Source organism: Nitrosopumilus sp. (assembly GCF_025699255.1).
Taxonomy (GTDB): Archaea; Thermoproteota; Nitrososphaeria; order Nitrososphaerales; family Nitrosopumilaceae; genus Nitrosopumilus.
In genome coordinates this window covers 1-21,012 of record NZ_JAILWA010000004.1, presented here as the reverse complement: position 1 = coordinate 21,012, position 21,012 = coordinate 1, and the positions used below count along the sequence as shown (strand labels likewise).

The following is a 21,012-nucleotide window of genomic DNA, read 5'->3' as shown; positions in this document are numbered from 1 at the left end:
TTGATATGAAAAATGTATAAAATTCAATGAACTAAAAATTCTTAATCATTTCTAACAAAACTTTGCTTTGGTGTATGGCACGTTCAGGATAGCAATTTAACATCCATCCATTATCAATCCTATCAAATCCCATATCAATACAATCTACATTGTATTCCATAGGACTATTATCAAATTCCCAATCAAATCCATTTCTTATTTGAGATTCAGGGAAATTATGACCTCTATGAAGAGTCATTGAATTATTGTTATAATCAACTATAATTTCAGCATAAAGTGCATTAGGATATAGATATACTACATTAGGATGATTTGTGATTGCATTAAATTCTTTTTTTGTAACATATTCGTTATGCAGTAAAATGACTTTTTTGTATTGTTTAAGAATATCAGGATTTTGATCTAATTCAATATCAGTAATGCTTTCATATTCTAGTAATTTTAATACTTGAAAACCATTACCACTTGAAAAAAAATTCAAAGGAGATTCTTTTTGAATTTCAAGTATGAGACATTCTTCACCACATTCTCCTCTGTAATATGTATAAAATCCAGGTTCACTATATGCTAATGATGTAAAAATTGGATATATGACAACAGTTTTTTCAGTTGGGGAATAGAGTAGTTTTTCATAAAGTTCGTCATTTTTGGGATTTAATTCAAATTTAACATTGTTCCATGTTTTTTTCCCATTAATGATTTGATATTGATCCTCAAAACCATAAATGTTAAACAGAGAAGTAATATCTAATTTAGATTTGTTAATTTCATTAGGCAGTTGATCAGTGTTTTCAAATTTATCATTTGAAAAAAATTGAAAACTTATTACAGATATGCTGATAACAAAAATTATTACATAAATAATAAATTTAATTTTCATGTTAGTTTAAACATTTTGAGATATAATAAAAATTAATTTAAATTCTACATTAAAGAAACATCATGAGGTTGACTTTCTGCAAACCCTGCTCTTGACATTTTGATAAACTCAGCATTTTCTTGCATTTGAGGAATTGTATGAGCTCCACAATAACTTAATCCAGAGCGTACTCCACCTGTAAGCTGTTTAAGAATATCAGTTACTGTTCCTTTGTACGGAACCATTGCTTCAACACCTTCTGCAACATAATCATTCAAATCATCATCAAGTGATATTGAGCCTGTTTCTTTAGATTTCCTTCCAATAGATGCAGCTAATGATGCCATGCCACGATATACTTTGAAACGTTTTCCATTTTTAGTCAAAACTGTTCCAGGAGATTCATCAGTTCCTCCAAGCATGCTTCCGACCATAACTGTAGAAGCACCAGAAGCTAATGCTTTAGTGGCATCACCTGAAGTTCTTGTTCCACCATCAGAAATAATTGGAATTCCGTGATCCTTTCCAACTTTTGCACAATCCATTACAGCAGTTAATTGTGGAACCCCAGAACCTGTAATTACTCTAGTAATACAAATTGAACCAGAACCTACACCGACTTTAACTGCATCAACTCCTGCTTTAATCAAATCTTCAGCTCCTTGAGCAGTTGCAATATTTCCTGCAATTAATTCACAATCAGGAAATGCTTTTTTGATATTTCTACATGTACTAATTGCATTTTCACTATGTCCATGAGCAATATCAACTACAAGAACATCAGTTCCTGCTTCTAAAAGAGATTCACTTCTTTCTAAAAAGTCACCTTTTACACCAACTGCAGCACCAACTAAGGGTCTACCTTTCTTATCTTTAGATGCATTTGGATAGTTGGCATTATTAGTAATATCTTTACTTGTGATTAATCCTTTTACTATTCCTGAATCATCAACTATTGGTAATTTTTCTATTCTATGTTTATGTAAAATTTCCTTGGATTCATCTAAAGTAACTCCTAGTTTTGCAGTAACAACATCTTTTGTCATTACATCTTGTATTTTGTTAGTTTTATTAGCAAATAATAGATCTCTTTCAGTAACAATTCCTATTAATTTTGAATTTGAATCGACTACTAAAAGACCTGAAATCTCTTTGTCTTCAGCATAATCTAAAGCATCTTCAACAGACTTGTCTGAAGATATAGAGTAAGGGTTTTCAATCATTACACTTCCAGAACGTTTTACTTTGAGAACTTCGTTTGCTTGTTCCTCAATTGTCAAAAATCTATGAATAATTCCTATGCCACCAGCCCTAGCCATAGCACCTGCCATAGAAGATTCTGTCACAGTATCCATGTTGGCACTGACAAAGGGTATTCCGATAGACAGATTTCGGGATAATTTTGTAGTTAGATCTGTTTGGCTTCTACTAGTAATATCCGAATATTTGGGTACAAGAAGAACGTCGTCAAAAGTTAAGCCTTCTTTGAATTCCAATGAAACCTTGTTAAGAAAGTAAAATATTGATTATAAGCCTTTGTGTTGTTTAGCTAGTCTAGAGCCGATCGTAACAGCATCTTTTGTTGCATCTACATTATGAGTACGAATAATATCAGCACCATAGATTACAGATACAGCCTCTGCTGCAATAGAGCCAAACAGCCGATCAGACGGATTATCTTTTACTAGAACTTTTCCTATCAAAGATTTGTTGGAAACAGAAATCAAAATAGGATAGTTTTGTTTGATTGAATTTAGATTTTTAATTATTGATAGATCTCTTTCTAACCAATCTCTATCAATTTTAGTGTAAAATGAACCCTTGCCAGTTTTTCTAAAGAATCCAATTGCAGGATCTAACACTATTTGATTATCTGGAATTTTAGATTTTTGAGCTATCTTCAAACTATCTCTAAGTAATTTTTTAGTAGAAGATACAGTATTTCCACGAACAATTTTTGTATCATATGAACATAAAATTAGAGAAGGAGTAAATTTTGATACAACCTCTTGCATTTTTTTATCAAATTTTAATCCTGAAATGTCATTGATTATTTCAACTCCATTTTCCAAAGCATCTTTTGCAACTGCTGCTCTACAAGTATCTACGGAAATGGGAAGATTAGTAGCATTTTGAACTATTTTTATTGCATTTAGAATTCTCTTTGATTCAGTTTTTTCTGAAACAATAGTAGTTAGATATGGTGCAGTAGACATTCCACCAATATCAATAAAATCTGCACCTTGTTCCTCCATGAGTTTAACAGTATTTTTAATGTGGATTTTGTTGGTTTTCACAGATTTTTTATAAAAAGATTCAGGACTTGTGTTAAGAATACCCATAATACGCACAGGATTCTTTCCACCTACCCTTACATTTGCAATTTTTGCCATATGATTTATCAAATCTAATGCAATTTGAGTGATATGATGATTTTAGGTTGGAAGAAAAGATATTTTGAGATTTTAAAGCAATTCAAGTATTCTGAAAAAAAGGATAAAGAATCAGCCATTAAATTAAATTCAATTTTAAAAAAATCAAATGCTGATGAAAAAATTTTGAATTTGATTAAAGATAATACAGTTTTGATTATTGGTTCAGGTCCCTCTTTATCATCTGCCATTCCAAAATTAAAAAAATATAAGAAAATTGTTAAAATTGCTGCAGATAGTTCAATTAAACCACTTGTAGAAAATGGCATTATTCCAGATATCATAGTTACAGATTTGGATGGAGATGAAAATTCTCTCAAAAAAATTGGAAAAACAAAATCAATTTTTGTTGTACATGCACATGGAGATAATTTGAATAAATTAGAATTTGCAAAAAAATTTAAAAATTGTATTGGAACAACACAATCTACACCATTTGATAAAATCCAAAACTTTGGAGGTTTTACAGATGGGGATAGAGCAGTTTTTCTAGCAAATTACTTTCAAGCAAAAAAAATTATTTTATTTGGAATGGATTTCGGAAAACGTATTGGGAAATTTTCAGAAACTAGAAAAATAGATAGAAAGATCAAATTACAGAAATTAAAAAAAGCTGAATCTCTCTTGAAGTGGTTGTCTACCTTCACAAAATGCAAATTATTTACTACCTCAAAGGCAATTAATGGGTTCAAAAAAATATCATACAAAGATCTAGATATTATAATTACCTAGAATGCATTTAATACCCATCCCTGATTAATCAGATTATGAAATTCTCTGAGGAGCAAGTAAAAGAGATTGTTGCTCTGAAGGAGAGCTTGATCGAACAAATTGACAAACATCAAGAAGGAATAGAAATGCTGGAAAAAAATATCAGTATTTTAGATTTATTCTTAAAAGACTCTAGTTTCACAAAAGCCTCAGAATTAGGAAAACGAAAAGATGTAGAAAACAAGCCTGAAATTACAGAAAAACCAACTGAAAATTCGATTCCAATCAAAAGAGGAAATGATGGTAAAATTATTGCCAAAGCATTTGTAACACCAGATCAAGTTTCCATAGTTTTAGATAATGAAATTATAATTAATGCAGATACACCTCCTTTCAAATCATTCTTTTTAGATAGAATCATTGGAGAAATGAAAAGAAAAGATGTAGTTGAAGCAGAAAATGGACGAATACAAAAAGAATCAGTAATTGATTATATTATAAACAAGAATGGTGCAGACATTAGAGAAATTATAATTAAAAATTATAGACAAAAAGAAAGAGTTAACGAGTTAATCAATACTGCAGGATGGTCATTATCTAGAATGCTGGAAAATGTAAACAAGTGATTATATGGATAAAATTGTAGTTTTAGATTTTGGATCTCAATACAGTCATTTGATTTGTAGAAGAATAAGAGAATTTTCTGTTTATGCAGAACTTGTGCCGTATGATATCAGTTATGAAGAATTACAAAAACTAAATCCGACAGGCATAATTTTCTCAGGAGGGCCATCAAGTGTTTATAGTTCTGATGCACCAATTCCAGAAAACAAAATTTTTGACATGAATTTACCATTACTAGGAATTTGTTATGGTCATCAGTTGATTGTAAATAAATATGGAGGTAAAGTAAAGAGAGCAAACAAAGAATATGGATCTTCATTACTCACAATTGATAGTAATAAAGATCTTCTAAATGGAATAGGTGAATCAGTTAGAGCATGGATGAGTCATGGAGATGAAGCAGAACAAATTCCAGAAGGTTTCAAAGTTATTGGACATACAGAAAGTGCTAAAGCAGCTGCAATTGCATCAGAAGAAAAATCAATTTATGGTATTCAGTTTCATCCAGAAGTTGTACACACAGAACAAGGAACAGAGATTCTCAAAAATTTTGTTTTGAAAGTTTGTGGTGCAAAACAGGATTGGACTATGGAGGGTTTCATAGATAATGCTGTTGAGAAAATTTCAAAAATTGAAGGAAATGTCCTTTGTGGGGTAAGTGGAGGAATAGATTCTACAGTTGTGGCATTACTAATTCACAAAGCAATTGGAGATAGACTAAAGTGTGTTTTTGTAGATAACGGTCTCTTGAGATTAAATGAAGAAAAAGAAATAGAAGAAATGTTCAAAGATAATTTCAAGGTAGATTTTACAGCAATAAATGCTGCAGAAACATTTCTTGGAAAACTAAAGGGAATTGAAGATCCTGAGATAAAAAGAAAAATAGTTGGAGAAGAATTCATACAAGTTTTTACTGAGTTTGCTAAGGGAAACGGTCCTTTCAAATGGTTAGCACAAGGTACATTGTATCCAGATGTGATTGAAAGTGGAGTATCTAAAGGTCCAGCAGCTGTTATTAAATCTCATCATAATGTTGGAGGATTACCAGATTGGCTTAATTTGGAAATTTTGGAGCCATTAAGAGATTTGTATAAGGACGAGGTGAGAAAAATTGCAAAAATTCTGGGAGTTCCAGAAAAATTATTCATGAGACATCCATTTCCAGGACCAGGTTTATCAGTTAGAATCATTGGAGAAGTAACTCCAACAAAATTAGAGATATGCAAAATTGCTAGTAAAATTGTAGAAGAAGAATTACTAGAAGCTGGTTTGTATGAAAAAGTATGGCAAGCATATGCAGCGGTTGGTGATGATAGGGCTGTAGGAGTGGTGGGAGATGAACGTAGGTATGGAAATATAGTTATGATAAGAGTTGTAGATTCAGTTGATGCAATGACTGCAGATTGGACTAGATTACCACATGGTTTACTAGAAAAAATGAGCAATAGAATAACAAACGAAATTGAAGATGTTACATGGGTTACCTATACCATTTCCAGTAAACCTCCTGCAACCATAGAACCTCAATAGTGATTAAATTGGAATATGAAAAAATTTGTGAGAAGATTTTAGAATGTGATGAAAATATCCGATATGCCGGAATCTATGATTTCGGAGAATTATATGAGAAAATGCGTCCCGGCATAAAGAGTCATTTATCAAGAGAAGAGACAGAGATGTCATTATCACAAGCAGTATATCGATGGTCAACAAGGAAAAAAACTGCAGATAAAATAGGAAAACCAATTTATGCATTAGCAAAATATGAAAAAATTTACAGAGTAACTATTCCTATTGGAGGTGCTGGTTTAATTTTAGCAAGTATAGAATTAGATGTAGATGTAAATTCTATTGTAGAAAAAATTATAACAATTAAAAATCAATACTCAGCATAATTTGTGATTGATATGGATTTTCATGTTTTTGATACATATGTAAAGGCAAAAGATGGGCATACGATGCATTTTGATGTTGTTACTGATACGAATGATGTAGAAAAAGCAATATCGTTTGCAAAAGAATGGCTCAAGACTATAGGAGAAGAATCTTCAACAGTTACTACAAATGAATGTAAATTTTGTCATACACAGTCAGTACCTGAAGATATGGAAATTGAAATTATGACAGATGGATATTCTATTTCAAAGATGGAAGGATGTCCAAATTAGATCTAATCTATGCTGAGAATTTCTTGAGAGATCAGATATTCTATTGCAGATAATAATTCATTTTCTGAAATTGTTTCCTCTGCGTACCATACAAAAATATCATGAACCCATGTAGGAATTTTTGATTCAGTTTCTTCTGTATTTTCAATTTCAAGTAATTCAACTTCATCGTCAATAATTTCTTCTTGAGATATTTCTGATTCTTGTGTAGGATTCTGAGTTATTGCTAAAGGTTTACTAGATTGTATTATAGAAAATGTAGAAACTGCTTCGCTTGGACCATATTCAGAGAAAATTCTTAAAACATAATCACCAACAAGGTTTACTTCTACATCTTCTGGTTGAAGGTAATGTAAGATTTGAACTCCGTATAAATCATCATCAATTACTTTTGGAAGAATTTCAGTGGTTTTGATTATTTCTCCATCGCTAATTCTAGATATTTCCATAAAATGGTAGCCATGTTGTGGATCATAGTTTTGAATTTGAATGTCAGCTCTAATCATTTGTGGATTTTTATCTAAATCAATTGTATCTCCAGAAATAAAATCTATGGTAATAATAGGATCTTCTTCAAGACCGTAAACAGAATGAATATTAAATAATATAATTATGGAAAAAAATCCAAGTATTACTTTTGAAATCATTTTCTATCATTAGTTGATGAGAATGTATTGGTTATATCTATAATTGACATTATATCCTACAAATAGTTCCAATTTGGAAAAATCAGAGCATGCATGCACCAAAAACACCTGCTGAATCACCTAGTTTATTTTTAAGAATAGGTGTATCTACCAAATCTGAGAAAACTTTGCTATAGATTGATTCTTTTCCTTCAGTATACAAAAAATCAATATTTGACAATCCACCACCTAATACAATAGCATCAGGATCTAAAATATCAATTACATTTGCAAGACCATATCCAAAATTTTTTAAAAACTCATCTTTCCATTTTTTACCATTCTCATTATCAATACTTGAAAGGATTTCTATTAGAGATTTTGATTCTCCTGTAAGTATCTTCCATCGATGTTCAAGTGCAGGTCCACTTATGTAAGTCTCAACACATCCTGATTTCCCACAATAACAAGGATTACCATTACGATGAAGTGTATGGTGACCCCATTCACCTCCGATATTTGTTCTTCCTGAAAGAATCTTTTTGTTATTTACAATTCCACCTCCAACTCCAGTTCCTAAAATTACACCAAAAATTAAATCAAAATCTTTAGCAGCACCCATTGTTGCTTCAGCCATTGCAAAACAATTTGCATCATTTTCCATAGAAATTTTTTTATTAATTCTATCTTCCAAATCTTTTTTGAGTGATTTTCCAATCAAACATTGAGTATTACTATTTTTGATCAATCCTGTTTGTTTTGAAATTGCTCCAGGTGTACAAATTCCAACTGTGAAATTAGTTACACTTTCAGATATTTCATTTACTAGTAATGTTATAGAGTCTAAGATTTTTTGGTAATCATTTTGAGGAGTAGGAATTCTTTTTCTTGAGATCTTATTAAAATTTTCATCTAAAAGAATAGCTTCGATTTTTGTTCCACCTAAATCGACTCCAATTTTATACATGAATTATTGAGAAAAATTCAAACGCTTAAAGCTTTGACAAAAATTTAGCCCATTGGAGGCATGCCGCCACCACCTGGAGCTCCAGATATTGCGATAACATCATCAATTCTAAGTATCATACATGCTGCTTCAGTTGCAGATTTGATAATTTGCTCTTTAACAACAATTGGCTCTACAACATTAATTGCCATCATATCAGCAATTTTCATATTTTTAGCATCAATTCCAGTCCATTTCTGACCATGATTTTGTTTTGCTCTTAGATTAGCCATAGTATCAATTGGATCCATTCCTGCATTTTCAGCAATTGTTAGTGGAATTGTTTCTAAAGCTTCTGCATATTTTTTAATTGCAAGTTGTTCTCTCCCATCAAAATTATCAGCCCAATCTTTGAGTAAAGATGCTGCAAATGCTTCAGGAGCACCACCACCTGCTACAATAGCAGGTTTTTCAATTACATCTTTTACAACCATTAATGAATCATGGATTGAACGATCTACTTCATCAATTACTCTTTGTGTTCCACCTCTAATGAGCATTGTAACTGATTGTGGATGTTTGCATCCTTCAATGAATACCCATTTGTCAGATTCAACTTTCTTTTGTTGTGCTAAATCTGCAACACCTAGATCATTTTCTGAAAGATCATCAAGATTGCTAATAACACGGCCTCCTGTAGCTTTTGAAAGTTTAATCATATCACTTTCTTTCACACGGCGTACTGCCATTATACCATATTTAGATAGATAATGTTGTGCAATATCATCAATTCCTTTTTGACAAATTAGGACATTTGCACCGACATCATGTAATTTATCAACCATGGTCTTTAGCATTCTATTTTCTTCTTCTAAGAACATCTGCATTTGTGTAGGATCAGTAATTCTAATTTCAGAGCTAAGTTCAGTTTTTTCAATTTCTAATGCTGAATTTAGTAATGCAATTTTTGCTTTCTCGATTCTTGTAGGCATACCACTATGTACAATTTCCTTATCCAAAACTATACCTTTGATAACTTGTGTATCATCAATTGAACCACCTGTTTTCTTTTCTACTTTGATGTTCTCAAGATCAACAAAATAATTTTCACCTTTCTTTGTTGCAATACTAAGAATTGCATCTACAATAATTTTAGAAAGAGAAGAACTGTCATCAGAAATTAATTTTGATTGCATGCTTGTTGTTGCAATTTTTAAAAGAGATGGTTTATCATTAGGTTCAATTTTTTTGGCCAAATTAGAGTAAATTTCTAGTGTTTTATCTGCTGCTGCTTGATAACCATCAATAATTGTTGAAGAATGAACCTCTTTTTTTAAGAGATCCTCTGCTCTGGCTAATAATGCACCACCGAAAATTACAGAAGAAGTAGTTCCATCACCGACTTCATTATCTACAGTTTTAGAGATTTCAACCATCATTTTAGCTGCAGGATGTTGGACATCAATTTCTTTCAAAATTGTAGCACCGTCATTTGTGATTGTAACATCACCCAAAGAATCAACTAACATTTTATCAAGACCTCTAGGGCCAAGACTGGTTCTAACCAATTGTGCAACTAATTTTGCTGCAGCAATGTTGTTTTCTTGTGCATCTTTACCTTTTTGCTGTAATGCACTCTCTTTAAGAACTAAAACAGGTCCATTTGGTCCTTGTTGAATTGATGCCATTTAGATTCAGCTTCAATCCCTGAATCCCCCTTTTTAATATTACTTAGTTGATCGGTGAAATGTAGCTGCGCTTTTTCACATCAACGATTCCACCAGAAAGAATTCTCACAGATGGTAAAGCCAAGAAAGGCAAGAAGAGAGGAATCAAATGAGGTCTAGAAAATTTACAACCAGAGTCTACAATAGTATTATTGATTTTTTCAAAATTGCTTGAAACTTTTTCAAAGGAATCAGTAGAAATAATTCCACCAAATTGCAAGGGTAACGATGCAAGGATTTTTCCAGATTTGACTACTACTAGACCACCTTGATTTTTGATTAAATGATTGGATGCAACGGCCATATCAGAATCATCAGAGCCAATTACAATCATATCATTTTCATGAAAACTCCATGTAGAAGCAAATGCACCAATATTTGCGCCAAAGTTTTCAAGTAATCCTATAGAATGTCTATTGGTACCATGAATACGATCAAATGCAGCAACTTTCCAAATATCAGAATCTAAAGAAGATGAAACATAACCATCCTTAGAATAAAGTTCAGCAGAACCAATTTTAGTAATAATTTCAGTTTGCATGTAGATTGTATTTGCAAGAACATTATTCTTTTTTGATTTAATTTGAAAGTCATCTTTTGAGAAATTTTTTAATTTTACTGTTTTCTTAATCCAAGGAGAGATAGATTTTTTCTTGATTGGACTAACAATACGTCCATTTGATACAACAAGTTTACCACCAACAAAGACTTTGTTGGGTTTAAATGATTTTAAATCATCAAATATTAGAATATCGGCAATTTTACCAGGGGCTATACCTCCAAGATCTTTTCCCATATTGTAATAATCAAAATTATTTTTTGATGCCATAGTAACAGCATCTATTGGTTTTAGACCAAGTTTGATTGATTCCCTAATACAATGATCAATATGACCAAATTCAGAAATGTCCAAGGGATCAAGACCATCAGAACAAAACATCAGACGATTAAGATATGTACCGTGAGATAAAACACGGGGAATAATTTCTTTTAAATCACGTCTAATGGAACCTTCTCTAATCATTATCCACATCCCAAGTCTAAGTCGTTCTAAAACTTGATCAAAGTTAATTGGTTCATGGCAAGAGAGTATTCCAGACGAAACATATGCATTAAGTTTTTTTTCACTAGCACCAGCTGTATGTCCATTAATTATACAATCGCACTCTAACATTGCAGAAAGAGATTTCATTGTTTTTGGTTCACGAAGAGTAACTTTTGTCCATGAAAAAACTTCACCCAATCCAAGTACATTTGGATGTTTAACTGCAGATTTTTCTTGTGATAAAGATAGTGATTTACTACTGCTAAATTTTGCATCAACTGGAAGACCTCCTGGCACTACCTGAAAAATTCTAATCGGAAGGTGTTCTCCAAGTTTAAGAAACTCTTGAAATCCTCTATATCCAGCTACACTAACAATATCAATTGGATCAGAAAAAAGTGACGTAACACCACAAAGTAACGCCTTCTTTGCAAATTCAGAAGGCAACACAAATTGATCAATATGCAAATGAGGATCTGCAAAACCTGGACTGATATATTTGCCCTTAACATCAATTACATTGGTGGTTGAACCAACTGTATGTGATGCATCAGGACCAACATATGCAATTCTATCCTTAACAATTGCAACCTGAGTTTTGGGAATAATTTCTCTAGTATAGACAGATAACAAATTACAATTTTTTAAAATCAGATCGGCTTTCTTATCACCCATAGCTACTGAGTTGAGAGACGAGATCGAATTTGCTAGGCTCGAAGTCACGTTTGTTTATTGGATTTTGCGCCTATTATAGATTCAATGCTTAAATTACGGTTGAAGAGGTTTTGTTGATATGAACATTCCAAAGGTGATCAGAAAGTATTGTGCAAAATGTAAAACACATACTGAACAAAAGGTCTCCATTTACAAGGCTGGAAAAAGACGTGGTTCAGCAAGAGGCGAACGTCGTCACGCAGAGCGTAAACAAGGATATGGTGGACAAAAATTCCCAAAATTAGCCAAACCAGCCAAAGTTACAAAAAAAGTTACTCCTATTATGACATGTACTGTTTGTAAAAAGAAATACAATAAACTAGGTGTTAGAATTAAGAAATTCGAGTTGGTGGCAGCATGAAAAAAGATCACGTTGAAATTCCTAAGCCGTCAAGTAAATTTCAAAAAGTCAATTGTAATGAATGTGGTGAATTACAAGTAATTTATTCACATGCATCAACACAAATTGCTTGTAATTCTTGTGGAAATACTATTTCTGAGCCAACAGGTTCAAAAGCTTTGATAAATGGAAAAGTCTCAGGTAGCGCCGAGTAAATCATAATCCTGTTTAGAATTTAGATTAAAAGCAATTCTCTTATCATCGATTATTACAAAAGTTTCAACTACATTTTCCAAAGAAGAAATTTTTTCAGAATTAATTAGAGAAATCCCTGTATAATGGCATGTATTGTTTTCAAAATTAATTGAGTAATCAGAATGTAGTCCTAATGAAGTCAAAAATTTATTTGTTACAAGGATACTAGTCCATGTTTTTTCTGGATCAAAACTATTTGTAATTTTTTGAGTAATTTCTTCATCTAATAAAGGTAAATCACCAGAGACGACAAAAACACTTTCATTAATATTTTGTAATACTAGATTTAGATCTTCAACATATCCTATTCCGGGAGAATCAAAAGTTTTAAAATTATTTTTTTCTACAAGGTTCTTGGTTTTAGGTGAATTACAACTTGTAACTACCAAAATTTTTGAAAAACAATTTGAATTTTTTAATGAATCAAGAACATGGAGAATAATTGGTTTTTTGTATTGCAGTAATAATTTTTCTTCATCTAATTTCATACGAGTCCCTTTACCACCAGCCATTACAATGCCAATCATAATGAAACAAACACCATCAATGAAGCTAAGCGTGTTAATTCATTAGTTGCACCAAGAACATCTCCAGTGATTCCACCAAAACTACGAGTAGAAATTGCTAAGATGAATAAAGTCAAAATAATGGCAATACCCAACATTACTAATCCAGTGGTTTCACCTATGAATATAACTGGAATTAACATAATTAGAAATGCTGTTGAAAGTTTTTTCTTATCTTTCATAAATTCGATGAATGGGGAATTTGAGCCTAAAGAAGCAGATTTACCTAAACTAGCCATCAATACCATGGAAAATTTTGCTAAAATCTCACTGATCAGAATTGCTTTGAACAGATCAAATCCACTTGTAAGTGAAATAGTAATTATCAAACCTACGATATACAAAACAATAGCTACAATTCCAGCTGAGCCAGTAGAAAGATCTTTCATAGCTTGAAGTTTTTTATTTTTTGTACCTTTGACCATAAGTCCATCTGCAAAATCAGCTAATCCATCTGCATGATGTATACCAGTTACAATTGCTATGGAAGCAACAACTAAAAGACTAACTAACAAAGGTTCTAAAATAAAAGATAATCCAAATCCTAGAGAACCAATCAACAATCCAATTACAATTCCAACTATAGGAAAAACAAACATGTACTTTGCAATAGTTTCTAAAGTTGCATTTGATGAAGGGAAAATTGTTAAAAATGAAAAAACAGACCCTATTTCTTTAAGCATGAATCCACCATCCAGCTAATGATAAGGCAATGATCATTGGAATAGTTATTACTACAAAGAAAAGTATCGAAGTGAGTTTCATTATAGAAATAGCAGAATACACATGTTGTTTTGTAAGAACTATTTTACCATCACCTAATTTGTAATGATTAAGTTTTTCAAATTTTGTTTCCAATGCACCAGCTAATGCTGCCATAGGATATCCTGCATTTGGGCTTTCAGTATTTTTACCATCTCGTATCATTATGTTGTAAGATTCTCTCCAATTATTTTGCAAAATTGCAGCAGAAATGATCATGATTAATCCTGTAAGTCTAGATGGAATATAATTTAAAACACTATCAGATGTTGCTGCAAACCAACCTATATTTTTGAAGAGATTAGTTTTGTATCCAATCATTGAATCTGCAGTATTGATAATTCTATAAACAAATGCTCCAGGCAGTCCTATCAATGCATAATAGAATAATGGACCAGTAATTCCATCAACAGTATTTTCACTAATACTTTCTAACACGCCTGAAAGAATATGATTTTTATCTAAATTTTTGGTATTCCTTTTAACTATCATTGATAAGTGATTTCTAGCCATATCTAGATTGTTTTCATCAATAGATTCCAATACAGATAATGCATGCTTTTCCATTCCACGTATAGCAATAGTAGTTTTGAAAAGGAAAGCACCAACAACTACTGAAACAATTATTGAAACAATATCAACAGATATCAAAGAAATACTCATTTCTAAAATTAAAAGTAATGAGATAACTATTCCAGAAGTGATTACTATAATACATACACCACCAAGCTTTTCAATCAAATAATTCTCATTTTTGGCAATTGGAGTAAATTTTGCAATTAAAGTTCCAATCCAAGCTGTAGGATGATATTTATTTTTAGGATCTCCAAATTTAAAATCAATTAAAATTGCAAAACTAATCACAAGTAAGGATTCCACTATCATTGTAAAATCCTCTCAATGGATTTAATGTCAATATTTGATTTTACAGTTTTAGCTAATTTGGTTAATTCAGAATCAATTTTTGAAATATTTTTTTTTGTCCACTCAATTTCTTTTGGATTTACATGAAGAGAATCTTCTTCTGGTAAATCTAATGACATCAAAGGGATAGTTCCCATTACAGGTATTTTTGTTATTTTTTTGAGTTTTTGAAATCCTGGTTTTAAAACTTCCAAGTCTCCTCTGAATTTGTTAAATAGAAATCCTTTTACCAATTTTTGATATTTTTGTTCAAGTAATGTCATAGTTCCAACAAGACTTGCAAAAGAACCACCTTTGTCAATATCTGAAACTAATAATACAGATGCTTTTGCTATATTTGCAATCTTCATGTTTGCAATATCAAATTTTTGTAAATTAATTTCAACGGGAGAACCAGCACCCTCTAAAATTACTAAATCATTGTTTTTTTGTAATGATTTTAGAGATTTTGATGCAATCTTAATTCCTTCTTGGTTTACAAATTTTTCATAGTATTCCTTTGCATGCATTTTCTTGTATTTTTTTCCATTAAGGTATACGATGCTCTTGTAATTACCAACAGGTTTGAGTAAAATAGGATTAAGATTAGCAGTAATTTCACATCTTGATGCAATGGCTTGGATAGCCTGAGCACGTGAAATTTCAAATTCAGGCGTGACGTATGCAAAATTAGACATATTTTGAGATTTGAAAGGAGCTACACGATAACCTTTATCAGAAAAAATTCTACATAATGCTGCAACTAAAGTAGTTTTTCCGGCACCAGATGATGTTCCCTGAACCATCAAAGATTTCATTTTAATTTCTCCAACGCTTTAACTAGTTTTAGATTATCTTTATGTGATTTTACAGCAATTCTAACATAATGATTATTTAATCCTCGAAAATTTTTACAGTCTCGAATTAAAATTTGTTTTTTTAATAATTTTTTTTGTAAGCTTGTTGAATCTTTTTTAGTTTTGATTAGAATAAAATTTGTTGAAGATTTGTTACAATCAAATCCGTTTAATTTGTTGATTTCTTTCGTTAAATAATTCAATTCTTTTTTAATAATTAAATTAGATTTTTTAAGATGAGTTTTATTCTTTAGTGCAGTAATAGCAGCTTCTTGAGCCAATGTGTTTACACTCCAAGGAATTCTTATCTTTTGTAAAATATTGATCATATATTTTGATGATGCTGCATATCCAATACGAATTCCAGCTAGTGCAAAAGATTTAGTTAAAGATTGTAAAACAAAAAGATTATCAAATGTTTTAACATATGAAATTACGGATTCATTAGATTTTGGAACCATGTCAATAAAACATTCATCAACAAATACAAGGGTAGAAAGTTTTTTTGCTTTTTTAATAATTTGTAAAAGTTGATTTTTCTCTAAAAGTTTTCCTGTGGGATTATTAGGATTACAAATAAAAATACATCCATTTTTTGGGATTTTTGAAATAAATTGTTCAATATTTTCTGAGAGATCCATTGTTTTGAAATATGAAATTTGACAGTCATTGAGTTTAGAAGCAGTTTCATATTCTTGAAAAGTAGGGATAGGAATCAAAACCTTAGTTTTTTTGGATAAAAATGCATTACAAAAATTATAGATTATTTCAATTGCTCCATTGCCAACTAAGAGATTTGGTTTATCTAGATGAGTATATTTTTCTAGGCTCAAAATTACTCCAGATGAATTAAAATCTGGATAGTTATTGATTTTATCGATATTTTTTTTAAGAGTTTTTTTTATGGATGATGGGATTCCTATAGGAGAAATATTTGAGCTAAAATCAATTATCTGTAGATCTGTGTTTTGAAATTGATTTTTGCCACCATGAACAACTGGAATATGTCTAATTAAAGATGATTTTGTTCGTATTTTCACAGTTCCAAATAGAATGCGTTGATTTAGTATGTTGTGGTAATCCAGAAAACGATTATTAATTGAAAGCGATCCATATTGTAGTAATGGACAAGAAAAGAGTGGCAATTATCGGAGTTACAGGTTCTGTTGGTCAAGAATTTGTTCAATCATTAAACAATCATCCATGGTTTGAAGTAACCCAAATTGCTGCATCTGAACGTTCTGCTGGAAAAAAATATCTTGATGCAATCAAAGATGCTAGTGGAATTGTAGCATGGGATGTAGGTGGAGAAATTCCAGAATATATCAAAGAAATGACAGTAAAATCAATAGATCAATTAGATGTATCTCAATTAGATCTAGTATTTTCAGCAGTTGAATCAGTTGCAGCTAGAGACATAGAAACCAAAATGGCAGCAGATTTACCAGTTATTTCTACAAGTTCAGCTTATAGATATGAAGATGATGTGCCAATTTTAATTCCAGGAATTAATGATGAACAAAGTGAATTACTTGAAGTACAAAAGAAGAACAGGAATTGGAAAGGTTGGGTAGCACCATTACCTAATTGTACTACAACAGGTTTAGCAATTACATTAAAGCCATTACTTGAAAAATATGGAGCAAAAAAAGTCATGATGACTTCTATGCAAGCAATTTCTGGAGGAGGCAAATCAGGAGTATCTGCAATGGGCATTACAGACAATATTTTGCCATATATTCCAAAAGAAGAAGGAAAAGTAAGATTAGAAACGAGAAAAATACTCGGTAAACTAAAAGATGGAAAAATTGAAGATGCAGATATTAGAATTAGTGCTACCTGTACTAGAGTTCCAGTGATTGATGGTCATACTGAATCAGTTTTTGTTGAAACTTCAGAAAATATTGATCCTTCAAAAGCGAAAGATACCTATAATGAATATAACAAAACTATCTCAGTAGCTGGATTACCTTCAGCTCCAGAAGATTACTATGCATTTCACGAAGATCCAACTAGACCCCAACCAAGAATGGAAAGAACTGTTGGAGATGGAATGACTACAACAATTGGAAGAGTAGAAAAAGAAGAATTGTTTGAAAATGGTCTCAAATACATGCTGTTCTCTCATAACAAAAAAATGGGTTCAGCAAAAGGTGCAGTATTGTTAGCAGAAATGTTATACAAAAAAGGCAAAATTTAGATTATTTTTGCAATTTTTACAATAATAACTTTATAAGATCCAGAAATCTAGATCGTCTCAGGTGTTTTAGACGGCAAAAGTTGATGATTTAGATTTACAAATTTTGTCAGAATTATCTAATGATGCTTCAATTTCAGTTCCAAGATTATCAAAAAAAATCAATGTAAATTCTTCTGTTGTTTATTCAAGAATCAAAAGGTTGGTTAAAAGAAAATTAATTGAACGATTTACAATTGTTGTAAATGATGAAGAACTTGGATACAATGTCAAAGCTTTAACTGGAATCAATATGGATACAAAAAAACGTGATCATATCATTGGTGAATTATTCAAAATTGATGGAGTTAGAGAAGTGGCTGAAGTTACAGGCAGATTCGATATTCTTGTAACAATGTACTCAAAATCGTTGGATCAAATGCACAAAATGGTTTCTGAACGAATAGGAAGAATAGAAGGAATTCAGTCATCAGAGTCATTCATTGAAATGAAATCACGAATGAAAGCAATGCCATATATGCCATCAAAGGATAGTGACTAATATTGCAAAAACAAAAATCACAATCAAGAGTAGCAGTATATTATGAATTAACAAAGCCAAAAATTTGGTATTTACTAGTTTTTACAGCATTTGGGGCTACATTAACTGCGTCCAATATTTACAATATTGAAATATCTCCAGCTACATGGATTTTGATGTTATTTTCAGTTGCTGCAGGATCAGCTGCTGCAAATACTTTGACAAATTATCATGATAGAGATATTGATGCAATAATGGAACGAACAAAGGAAAGACCATTACCATCAAAAAGAATCTATCCTGCAGTCAAAGCAAGGAATTTTGGTCTGGTGTTAGCAGGCATATCATTAGGTTTAGCATTTGGGATTTCGTTTACCACTACATTAGAACAAGGTGCATGGGCAACAGCATTCATTGCATTTGGATTAGTAAATAATATTCTAATTTACTCATATGTCTTAAAACGAAATTCAAGAACCAATATAATTTTAGGCGGATTATGTGGAGGTTCACCACCAATGATTGGTTGGGTAGCTGTAACTATGTCAGATTTATGGACTATGGGTTTGGCAATGGCAGGTTTAGTATTCATTTGGATTCCAATGCATATTTGGGCTTTAACACTACACTTCAAAGAAGATTATAACAAAGTAAATGTGCCAATGTTAACTGCAGTACAATCAGAAAAAACATCTGCTAGAGCAATTGCATTATCGACTGTTGTCATGGTATTGTTTTCAATTGCTCCATTCTTCATCACTACTCAAGAAGGTGAAGAGATGGTAGGCGCAGTATATCTATGGACCGCAATTGCATCAGGGGGATTAATGGTAGGACTATCAGTTTGGGTAATGGTGAAACCTATGGAAAAAGCTGCATGGACATTGTTTAAATTTTCGAGTCCGTATTTAGCAGTGTTATTTATTGCATTAATGGTAGATTCAGCTCTATAACATACTGCCTTTATCATCCAAACTGTTTAGTTCTTTTGTAATTTTAGTATGATTATTTACCAAACTCTCAAGTTCAATTTTTAATTCTTCAGATTTCCATTCAGAAGAAATTAGAGAAGTTAATTTGGCAACAATTCCCCATTGAAGATTATTTTGATCATCAATTAATTTTAAAAATCTTTTACCTTTTTCTTCATCGTCCATATTTTTTGAATATTACTCAATCATAAAAAGTTAGCATAGGTAATAATATAATTTCAAAGTTTTATTAGTTAAGAATTAAGATTTTTTCTAATGCAATGTAGTATTTCAGAATGTAAAGAGAAGGCCATTCAAACAGTAAAAATTAGTTTTAGAGAAACCAGAAATTTATGTAATTATCACTACAATATATTTAAAAATAAAGATAGAAAACATTTTCCAAGATTTTCCAAGGCAACTGATTATTAATTAATTCAAAAAAGTTCCAAATGTAGATTTGTTGAAAGATTTAACATCTACCATAATCAAATTAAAATATGGCAGTCAAGAAAAAAAGTACCTCCAAAAAAACAGTGAAAAAAACAGCTTCGAAACCAAAAAAACAAGCTAAATCTTCATCAAAAAAACCTGAATTTGAAAAAGCATGGAAAGACTACAATTCTGCCTTAAATGGATGGAAAGAATCTCTTGCTCAATGGCAAAAGGCTACAAATGAAACTCTAATGACATATCATGATGCATGTCAGAAAGCATTAGAATCAGATGCTGAAATGTTAAAAAAAGTCAGTTCTAGTTGGGAAGAAACATGGGAAGAAATTGGTCCTGAATATATCAAACAACAAACAAAGATGATGGAAAATATCTTTAAAGAAACCAATATTGAATCAATAAAAAAATTCAATAGCCAATGGGAAAAATTTCTGAAAACTTCAGGAGATGATTCAATTATAGCATATCAAGAGGCCATAAAAAAATTCAATCAGGCGTGGCAATCAGGTCAAATCTGAATGTTAAATAAGATTTCAATCAAACATACTATTTTTTCATTTTTCCAATACGAAAAACTTTACTATTACATATTGAACAAGTTCCTCTGATCCCAGGTCTACCATTTTTTATTATGGTTTCTTCTGGATTTTTTATTATTCTTTTGATTTTACATTTAACACAGTATGCTTCTTGAGACAAAGAATTATTATTTTTAGTTTTATCTAATTTTGGAATGTGAAGTTTACTTTCAATATCATCAAGTTTTTTATTTTGTTTTCGTAATGTTTGAATGATTTCATGTTCAATATCAACAGCCTCAAGTTTTTCAATTTCTTTTTCTAATTCTTTGACTTTAGAGTATTGTTCAGGGGTAGCCTCTTCTTCCTCTGGTTCTGTGATTGGTTCTGAAAATTTTTGAGTTGATAAAATATTTTCTAAATCATCAATTTGTTGTTGTAGTTCATTAATTTGAGATAGTTGTTCAGGGGTAGCCTCTTCTTCCTCTGGTTCTGTGATTGGTTCTGAAAATTTTTGAGTTGATAAAATATTTTCTAAATCATCAATTTGTTGTTGTAGTTCATTAATTTGAGATAGTTGTTCAGGGGTAGCCTCTTCTTCCTCTGGTTCTGTGATTGGTTCTGGTGCAAGATCTAGTTCTTGAGGTAAATCTTCTGTAGATTCTTTTGGCAATGAACCCCTAGGACTAGGAAGTTCTGGTTCTGTGATTGGTTCTGGTTGTGATTCTAATTCTTTAATTTGCCTTTCTAATTCTTCTAATTTTTGTATCTGTTCAGGGGTAGCCTCTTCTTCCTCTGGTTCTGTGATTGGTTCTGGT

Annotated in this window: 25 protein-coding genes; 11 read left to right on the top strand and 14 right to left on the bottom strand. The window is 31.3% G+C overall.

Features of this window, described 5'->3' with window-relative positions; genetic code table 11:
* Positions 1-31: 31 nt before the first annotated feature.
* The 3 genes from K5781_RS05415 to folP are packed head-to-tail and all read right to left on the bottom strand — an operon-like array spanning position 32 to position 3,252.
* On the bottom strand, positions 32-880 hold the full coding sequence (locus tag K5781_RS05415; protein WP_297441559.1) for a hypothetical protein: 849 nt from the start codon (positions 878-880) through the stop codon (positions 32-34).
* A 44-nt stretch (positions 881-924) separates the two neighbouring features.
* Entirely contained in the window at positions 925-2,355 is a 1,431-nt protein-coding gene (guaB, locus tag K5781_RS05410; RefSeq protein WP_297441557.1) for an IMP dehydrogenase, read from the bottom strand.
* Positions 2,356-2,385: 30 nt separating this feature from the next.
* The gene (gene folP, locus K5781_RS05405) at positions 2,386-3,252 is read right to left on the bottom strand and encodes a dihydropteroate synthase (protein WP_297441555.1); all 867 of its coding nucleotides are present in this window, start codon (positions 3,250-3,252) and stop codon (positions 2,386-2,388) included.
* A gap of 33 nt (positions 3,253-3,285) precedes the next feature.
* Between folP and K5781_RS05400 the strand changes: the two genes are divergently transcribed.
* From K5781_RS05400 to K5781_RS05380, 5 genes are read left to right on the top strand one after another with little or no spacing between them, the layout of a single operon-like run.
* Positions 3,286-4,023, top strand: coding sequence for a 6-hydroxymethylpterin diphosphokinase MptE-like protein (locus K5781_RS05400; RefSeq protein ID WP_297441553.1), 738 nt, complete (start codon positions 3,286-3,288; stop codon positions 4,021-4,023).
* A 35-nt stretch (positions 4,024-4,058) separates the two neighbouring features.
* Complete coding sequence (locus K5781_RS05395; RefSeq protein ID WP_297441550.1) at positions 4,059-4,628, top strand: hypothetical protein; 570 nt, start codon at positions 4,059-4,061, stop codon at positions 4,626-4,628.
* Between the two features lie 4 nt (positions 4,629-4,632).
* Complete coding sequence (guaA, locus tag K5781_RS05390) at positions 4,633-6,156, top strand: glutamine-hydrolyzing GMP synthase (RefSeq protein ID WP_297441547.1); 1,524 nt, start codon at positions 4,633-4,635, stop codon at positions 6,154-6,156.
* Positions 6,156-6,521, top strand: coding sequence for a hypothetical protein (locus K5781_RS05385; protein WP_297441544.1), 366 nt, complete (start codon positions 6,156-6,158; stop codon positions 6,519-6,521). The genes guaA and K5781_RS05385 overlap by 1 nt, the downstream gene beginning before the upstream one ends.
* 12 nt (positions 6,522-6,533) lie before the next feature.
* On the top strand, positions 6,534-6,794 hold the full coding sequence (locus K5781_RS05380) for a DUF2024 family protein (protein WP_297441542.1): 261 nt from the start codon (positions 6,534-6,536) through the stop codon (positions 6,792-6,794).
* A 2-nt stretch (positions 6,795-6,796) separates the two neighbouring features.
* Here K5781_RS05380 and K5781_RS05375 read toward each other — a convergent pair whose 3' ends face one another.
* The 4 genes from K5781_RS05375 to K5781_RS05360 all read right to left on the bottom strand — a co-directional run bounded on the left by K5781_RS05375 (position 6,797) and on the right by K5781_RS05360 (position 11,813).
* Positions 6,797-7,441 carry a hypothetical protein gene (locus K5781_RS05375; RefSeq protein WP_297441540.1) on the bottom strand — a complete coding sequence of 215 codons (645 nt, stop codon included), beginning with the start codon at positions 7,439-7,441 and terminating at the stop codon, positions 6,797-6,799.
* Between the two features lie 82 nt (positions 7,442-7,523).
* Positions 7,524-8,387: an ROK family protein gene (locus K5781_RS05370; protein ID WP_297441538.1), complete on the bottom strand. Its 864-nt coding sequence runs from the start codon at positions 8,385-8,387 to the stop codon at positions 7,524-7,526.
* 44 nt (positions 8,388-8,431) lie between these two features.
* The gene (thsB, locus tag K5781_RS05365) at positions 8,432-10,054 is read right to left on the bottom strand and encodes a thermosome subunit beta (RefSeq protein ID WP_297441536.1); all 1,623 of its coding nucleotides are present in this window, start codon (positions 10,052-10,054) and stop codon (positions 8,432-8,434) included.
* 43 nt (positions 10,055-10,097) lie between these two features.
* Positions 10,098-11,813, bottom strand: a complete 1,716-nt coding sequence (locus tag K5781_RS05360; RefSeq protein WP_297441742.1) for an adenine deaminase C-terminal domain-containing protein — start codon at positions 11,811-11,813, stop codon at positions 10,098-10,100.
* Positions 11,814-11,931: 118 nt separating this feature from the next.
* On the opposite strand from K5781_RS05360, the gene K5781_RS05355 reads away from it, so the two are divergent.
* Positions 11,932-12,213, top strand: a complete 282-nt coding sequence (locus tag K5781_RS05355) for a 50S ribosomal protein L44e (protein WP_297441533.1) — start codon at positions 11,932-11,934, stop codon at positions 12,211-12,213.
* A complete protein-coding gene (locus K5781_RS05350) occupies positions 12,210-12,407 on the top strand; it encodes a 30S ribosomal protein S27e (RefSeq protein WP_297441531.1) in 198 nt (65 codons plus the stop codon). The genes K5781_RS05355 and K5781_RS05350 overlap by 4 nt, the downstream gene beginning before the upstream one ends.
* Here K5781_RS05350 and K5781_RS05345 read toward each other — a convergent pair.
* Genes K5781_RS05345 through cobD form a run of 5 tightly spaced genes read right to left on the bottom strand, consistent with a single transcriptional unit; the run spans position 12,390 to position 16,575 of the window.
* The gene (locus K5781_RS05345) at positions 12,390-12,974 is read right to left on the bottom strand and encodes an NTP transferase domain-containing protein (protein ID WP_297441529.1); all 585 of its coding nucleotides are present in this window, start codon (positions 12,972-12,974) and stop codon (positions 12,390-12,392) included. The two genes, K5781_RS05350 and K5781_RS05345, sit on opposite strands and share 18 nt — an antisense overlap.
* A complete protein-coding gene (cobS, locus tag K5781_RS05340; RefSeq protein ID WP_297441527.1) occupies positions 12,971-13,696 on the bottom strand; it encodes an adenosylcobinamide-GDP ribazoletransferase in 726 nt (241 codons plus the stop codon). Before cobS ends, K5781_RS05345 begins: the two co-directional genes overlap by 4 nt.
* Positions 13,689-14,660 carry a cobalamin biosynthesis protein gene (locus tag K5781_RS05335; RefSeq protein WP_297441525.1) on the bottom strand — a complete coding sequence of 324 codons (972 nt, stop codon included), beginning with the start codon at positions 14,658-14,660 and terminating at the stop codon, positions 13,689-13,691. The genes cobS and K5781_RS05335 overlap by 8 nt, the downstream gene beginning before the upstream one ends.
* On the bottom strand, positions 14,657-15,496 hold the full coding sequence (locus tag K5781_RS05330) for a cobyric acid synthase (protein WP_297441523.1): 840 nt from the start codon (positions 15,494-15,496) through the stop codon (positions 14,657-14,659). The genes K5781_RS05335 and K5781_RS05330 overlap by 4 nt, the downstream gene beginning before the upstream one ends.
* Positions 15,493-16,575: a threonine-phosphate decarboxylase CobD gene (gene cobD / locus K5781_RS05325; protein ID WP_297441521.1), complete on the bottom strand. Its 1,083-nt coding sequence runs from the start codon at positions 16,573-16,575 to the stop codon at positions 15,493-15,495. Before cobD ends, K5781_RS05330 begins: the two co-directional genes overlap by 4 nt.
* An 83-nt stretch (positions 16,576-16,658) precedes the next feature.
* Between cobD and asd the strand changes: the two genes are divergently transcribed.
* The 3 genes from asd (at position 16,659) to cyoE (ending at position 19,205) form a co-directional block, all read left to right on the top strand.
* Complete coding sequence (asd, locus tag K5781_RS05320; protein ID WP_297441519.1) at positions 16,659-17,735, top strand: aspartate-semialdehyde dehydrogenase; 1,077 nt, start codon at positions 16,659-16,661, stop codon at positions 17,733-17,735.
* A gap of 103 nt (positions 17,736-17,838) precedes the next feature.
* On the top strand, positions 17,839-18,273 hold the full coding sequence (locus K5781_RS05315) for an Lrp/AsnC family transcriptional regulator (RefSeq protein ID WP_297441517.1): 435 nt from the start codon (positions 17,839-17,841) through the stop codon (positions 18,271-18,273).
* 2 nt (positions 18,274-18,275) lie between these two features.
* Positions 18,276-19,205, top strand: a complete 930-nt coding sequence (cyoE, locus tag K5781_RS05310) for a heme o synthase (protein ID WP_297441515.1) — start codon at positions 18,276-18,278, stop codon at positions 19,203-19,205.
* On the opposite strand, the gene K5781_RS05305 is transcribed toward cyoE, so the two are convergent.
* On the bottom strand, positions 19,200-19,409 hold the full coding sequence (locus tag K5781_RS05305) for a hypothetical protein (RefSeq protein WP_297441513.1): 210 nt from the start codon (positions 19,407-19,409) through the stop codon (positions 19,200-19,202). The genes cyoE and K5781_RS05305 overlap by 6 nt on opposite strands.
* A gap of 314 nt (positions 19,410-19,723) precedes the next feature.
* On the opposite strand from K5781_RS05305, the gene K5781_RS05300 reads away from it, so the two are divergent.
* Positions 19,724-20,194 (top strand): hypothetical protein, encoded by a 471-nt coding sequence (locus K5781_RS05300; protein WP_297441511.1) that lies wholly within the window; start codon positions 19,724-19,726, stop codon positions 20,192-20,194.
* Between the two features lie 28 nt (positions 20,195-20,222).
* On the opposite strand, the gene K5781_RS05295 is transcribed toward K5781_RS05300, so the two are convergent.
* On the bottom strand, positions 20,223-21,012 hold a 790-nt coding region (locus tag K5781_RS05295), incomplete at its 5' end, for a DUF5679 domain-containing protein (RefSeq protein WP_297441509.1).

What these genes read in the sequence shown, in the direction of transcription:
- K5781_RS05300 (WP_297441511.1), top strand. Translation starts at nt 19,724, where the DNA reads ATGGCAGTCAAGAAAAAAAGTACCTCCAAAAAAACAGTGAAAAAAACA.
- K5781_RS05335 (WP_297441525.1), bottom strand. Translation starts at nt 14,660, where the DNA reads ATGATAGTGGAATCCTTACTTGTGATTAGTTTTGCAATTTTAATTGAT.
- K5781_RS05305 (WP_297441513.1), bottom strand. Translation starts at nt 19,409, where the DNA reads ATGGACGATGAAGAAAAAGGTAAAAGATTTTTAAAATTAATTGATGAT.
- K5781_RS05380 (WP_297441542.1), top strand. Translation starts at nt 6,534, where the DNA reads ATGGATTTTCATGTTTTTGATACATATGTAAAGGCAAAAGATGGGCAT.
- K5781_RS05395 (WP_297441550.1), top strand. Translation starts at nt 4,059, where the DNA reads ATGAAATTCTCTGAGGAGCAAGTAAAAGAGATTGTTGCTCTGAAGGAG.
- K5781_RS05370 (WP_297441538.1), bottom strand. Translation starts at nt 8,387, where the DNA reads ATGTATAAAATTGGAGTCGATTTAGGTGGAACAAAAATCGAAGCTATT.
- K5781_RS05360 (WP_297441742.1), bottom strand. Translation starts at nt 11,813, where the DNA reads ATGGGTGATAAGAAAGCCGATCTGATTTTAAAAAATTGTAATTTGTTA.
- folP (WP_297441555.1), bottom strand. Translation starts at nt 3,252, where the DNA reads ATGGCAAAAATTGCAAATGTAAGGGTAGGTGGAAAGAATCCTGTGCGT.
- guaA (WP_297441547.1), top strand. Translation starts at nt 4,633, where the DNA reads ATGGATAAAATTGTAGTTTTAGATTTTGGATCTCAATACAGTCATTTG.
- K5781_RS05330 (WP_297441523.1), bottom strand. Translation starts at nt 15,496, where the DNA reads ATGAAATCTTTGATGGTTCAGGGAACATCATCTGGTGCCGGAAAAACT.
- thsB (WP_297441536.1), bottom strand. Translation starts at nt 10,054, where the DNA reads ATGGCATCAATTCAACAAGGACCAAATGGACCTGTTTTAGTTCTTAAA.
- K5781_RS05345 (WP_297441529.1), bottom strand. Translation starts at nt 12,974, where the DNA reads ATGATTGGCATTGTAATGGCTGGTGGTAAAGGGACTCGTATGAAATTA.
- K5781_RS05415 (WP_297441559.1), bottom strand. Translation starts at nt 880, where the DNA reads ATGAAAATTAAATTTATTATTTATGTAATAATTTTTGTTATCAGCATA.
- K5781_RS05355 (WP_297441533.1), top strand. Translation starts at nt 11,932, where the DNA reads ATGAACATTCCAAAGGTGATCAGAAAGTATTGTGCAAAATGTAAAACA.
- K5781_RS05400 (WP_297441553.1), top strand. Translation starts at nt 3,286, where the DNA reads ATGATGATTTTAGGTTGGAAGAAAAGATATTTTGAGATTTTAAAGCAA.
- cobS (WP_297441527.1), bottom strand. Translation starts at nt 13,696, where the DNA reads ATGCTTAAAGAAATAGGGTCTGTTTTTTCATTTTTAACAATTTTCCCT.
- K5781_RS05350 (WP_297441531.1), top strand. Translation starts at nt 12,210, where the DNA reads ATGAAAAAAGATCACGTTGAAATTCCTAAGCCGTCAAGTAAATTTCAA.
- K5781_RS05375 (WP_297441540.1), bottom strand. Translation starts at nt 7,441, where the DNA reads ATGATTTCAAAAGTAATACTTGGATTTTTTTCCATAATTATATTATTT.
- asd (WP_297441519.1), top strand. Translation starts at nt 16,659, where the DNA reads ATGGACAAGAAAAGAGTGGCAATTATCGGAGTTACAGGTTCTGTTGGT.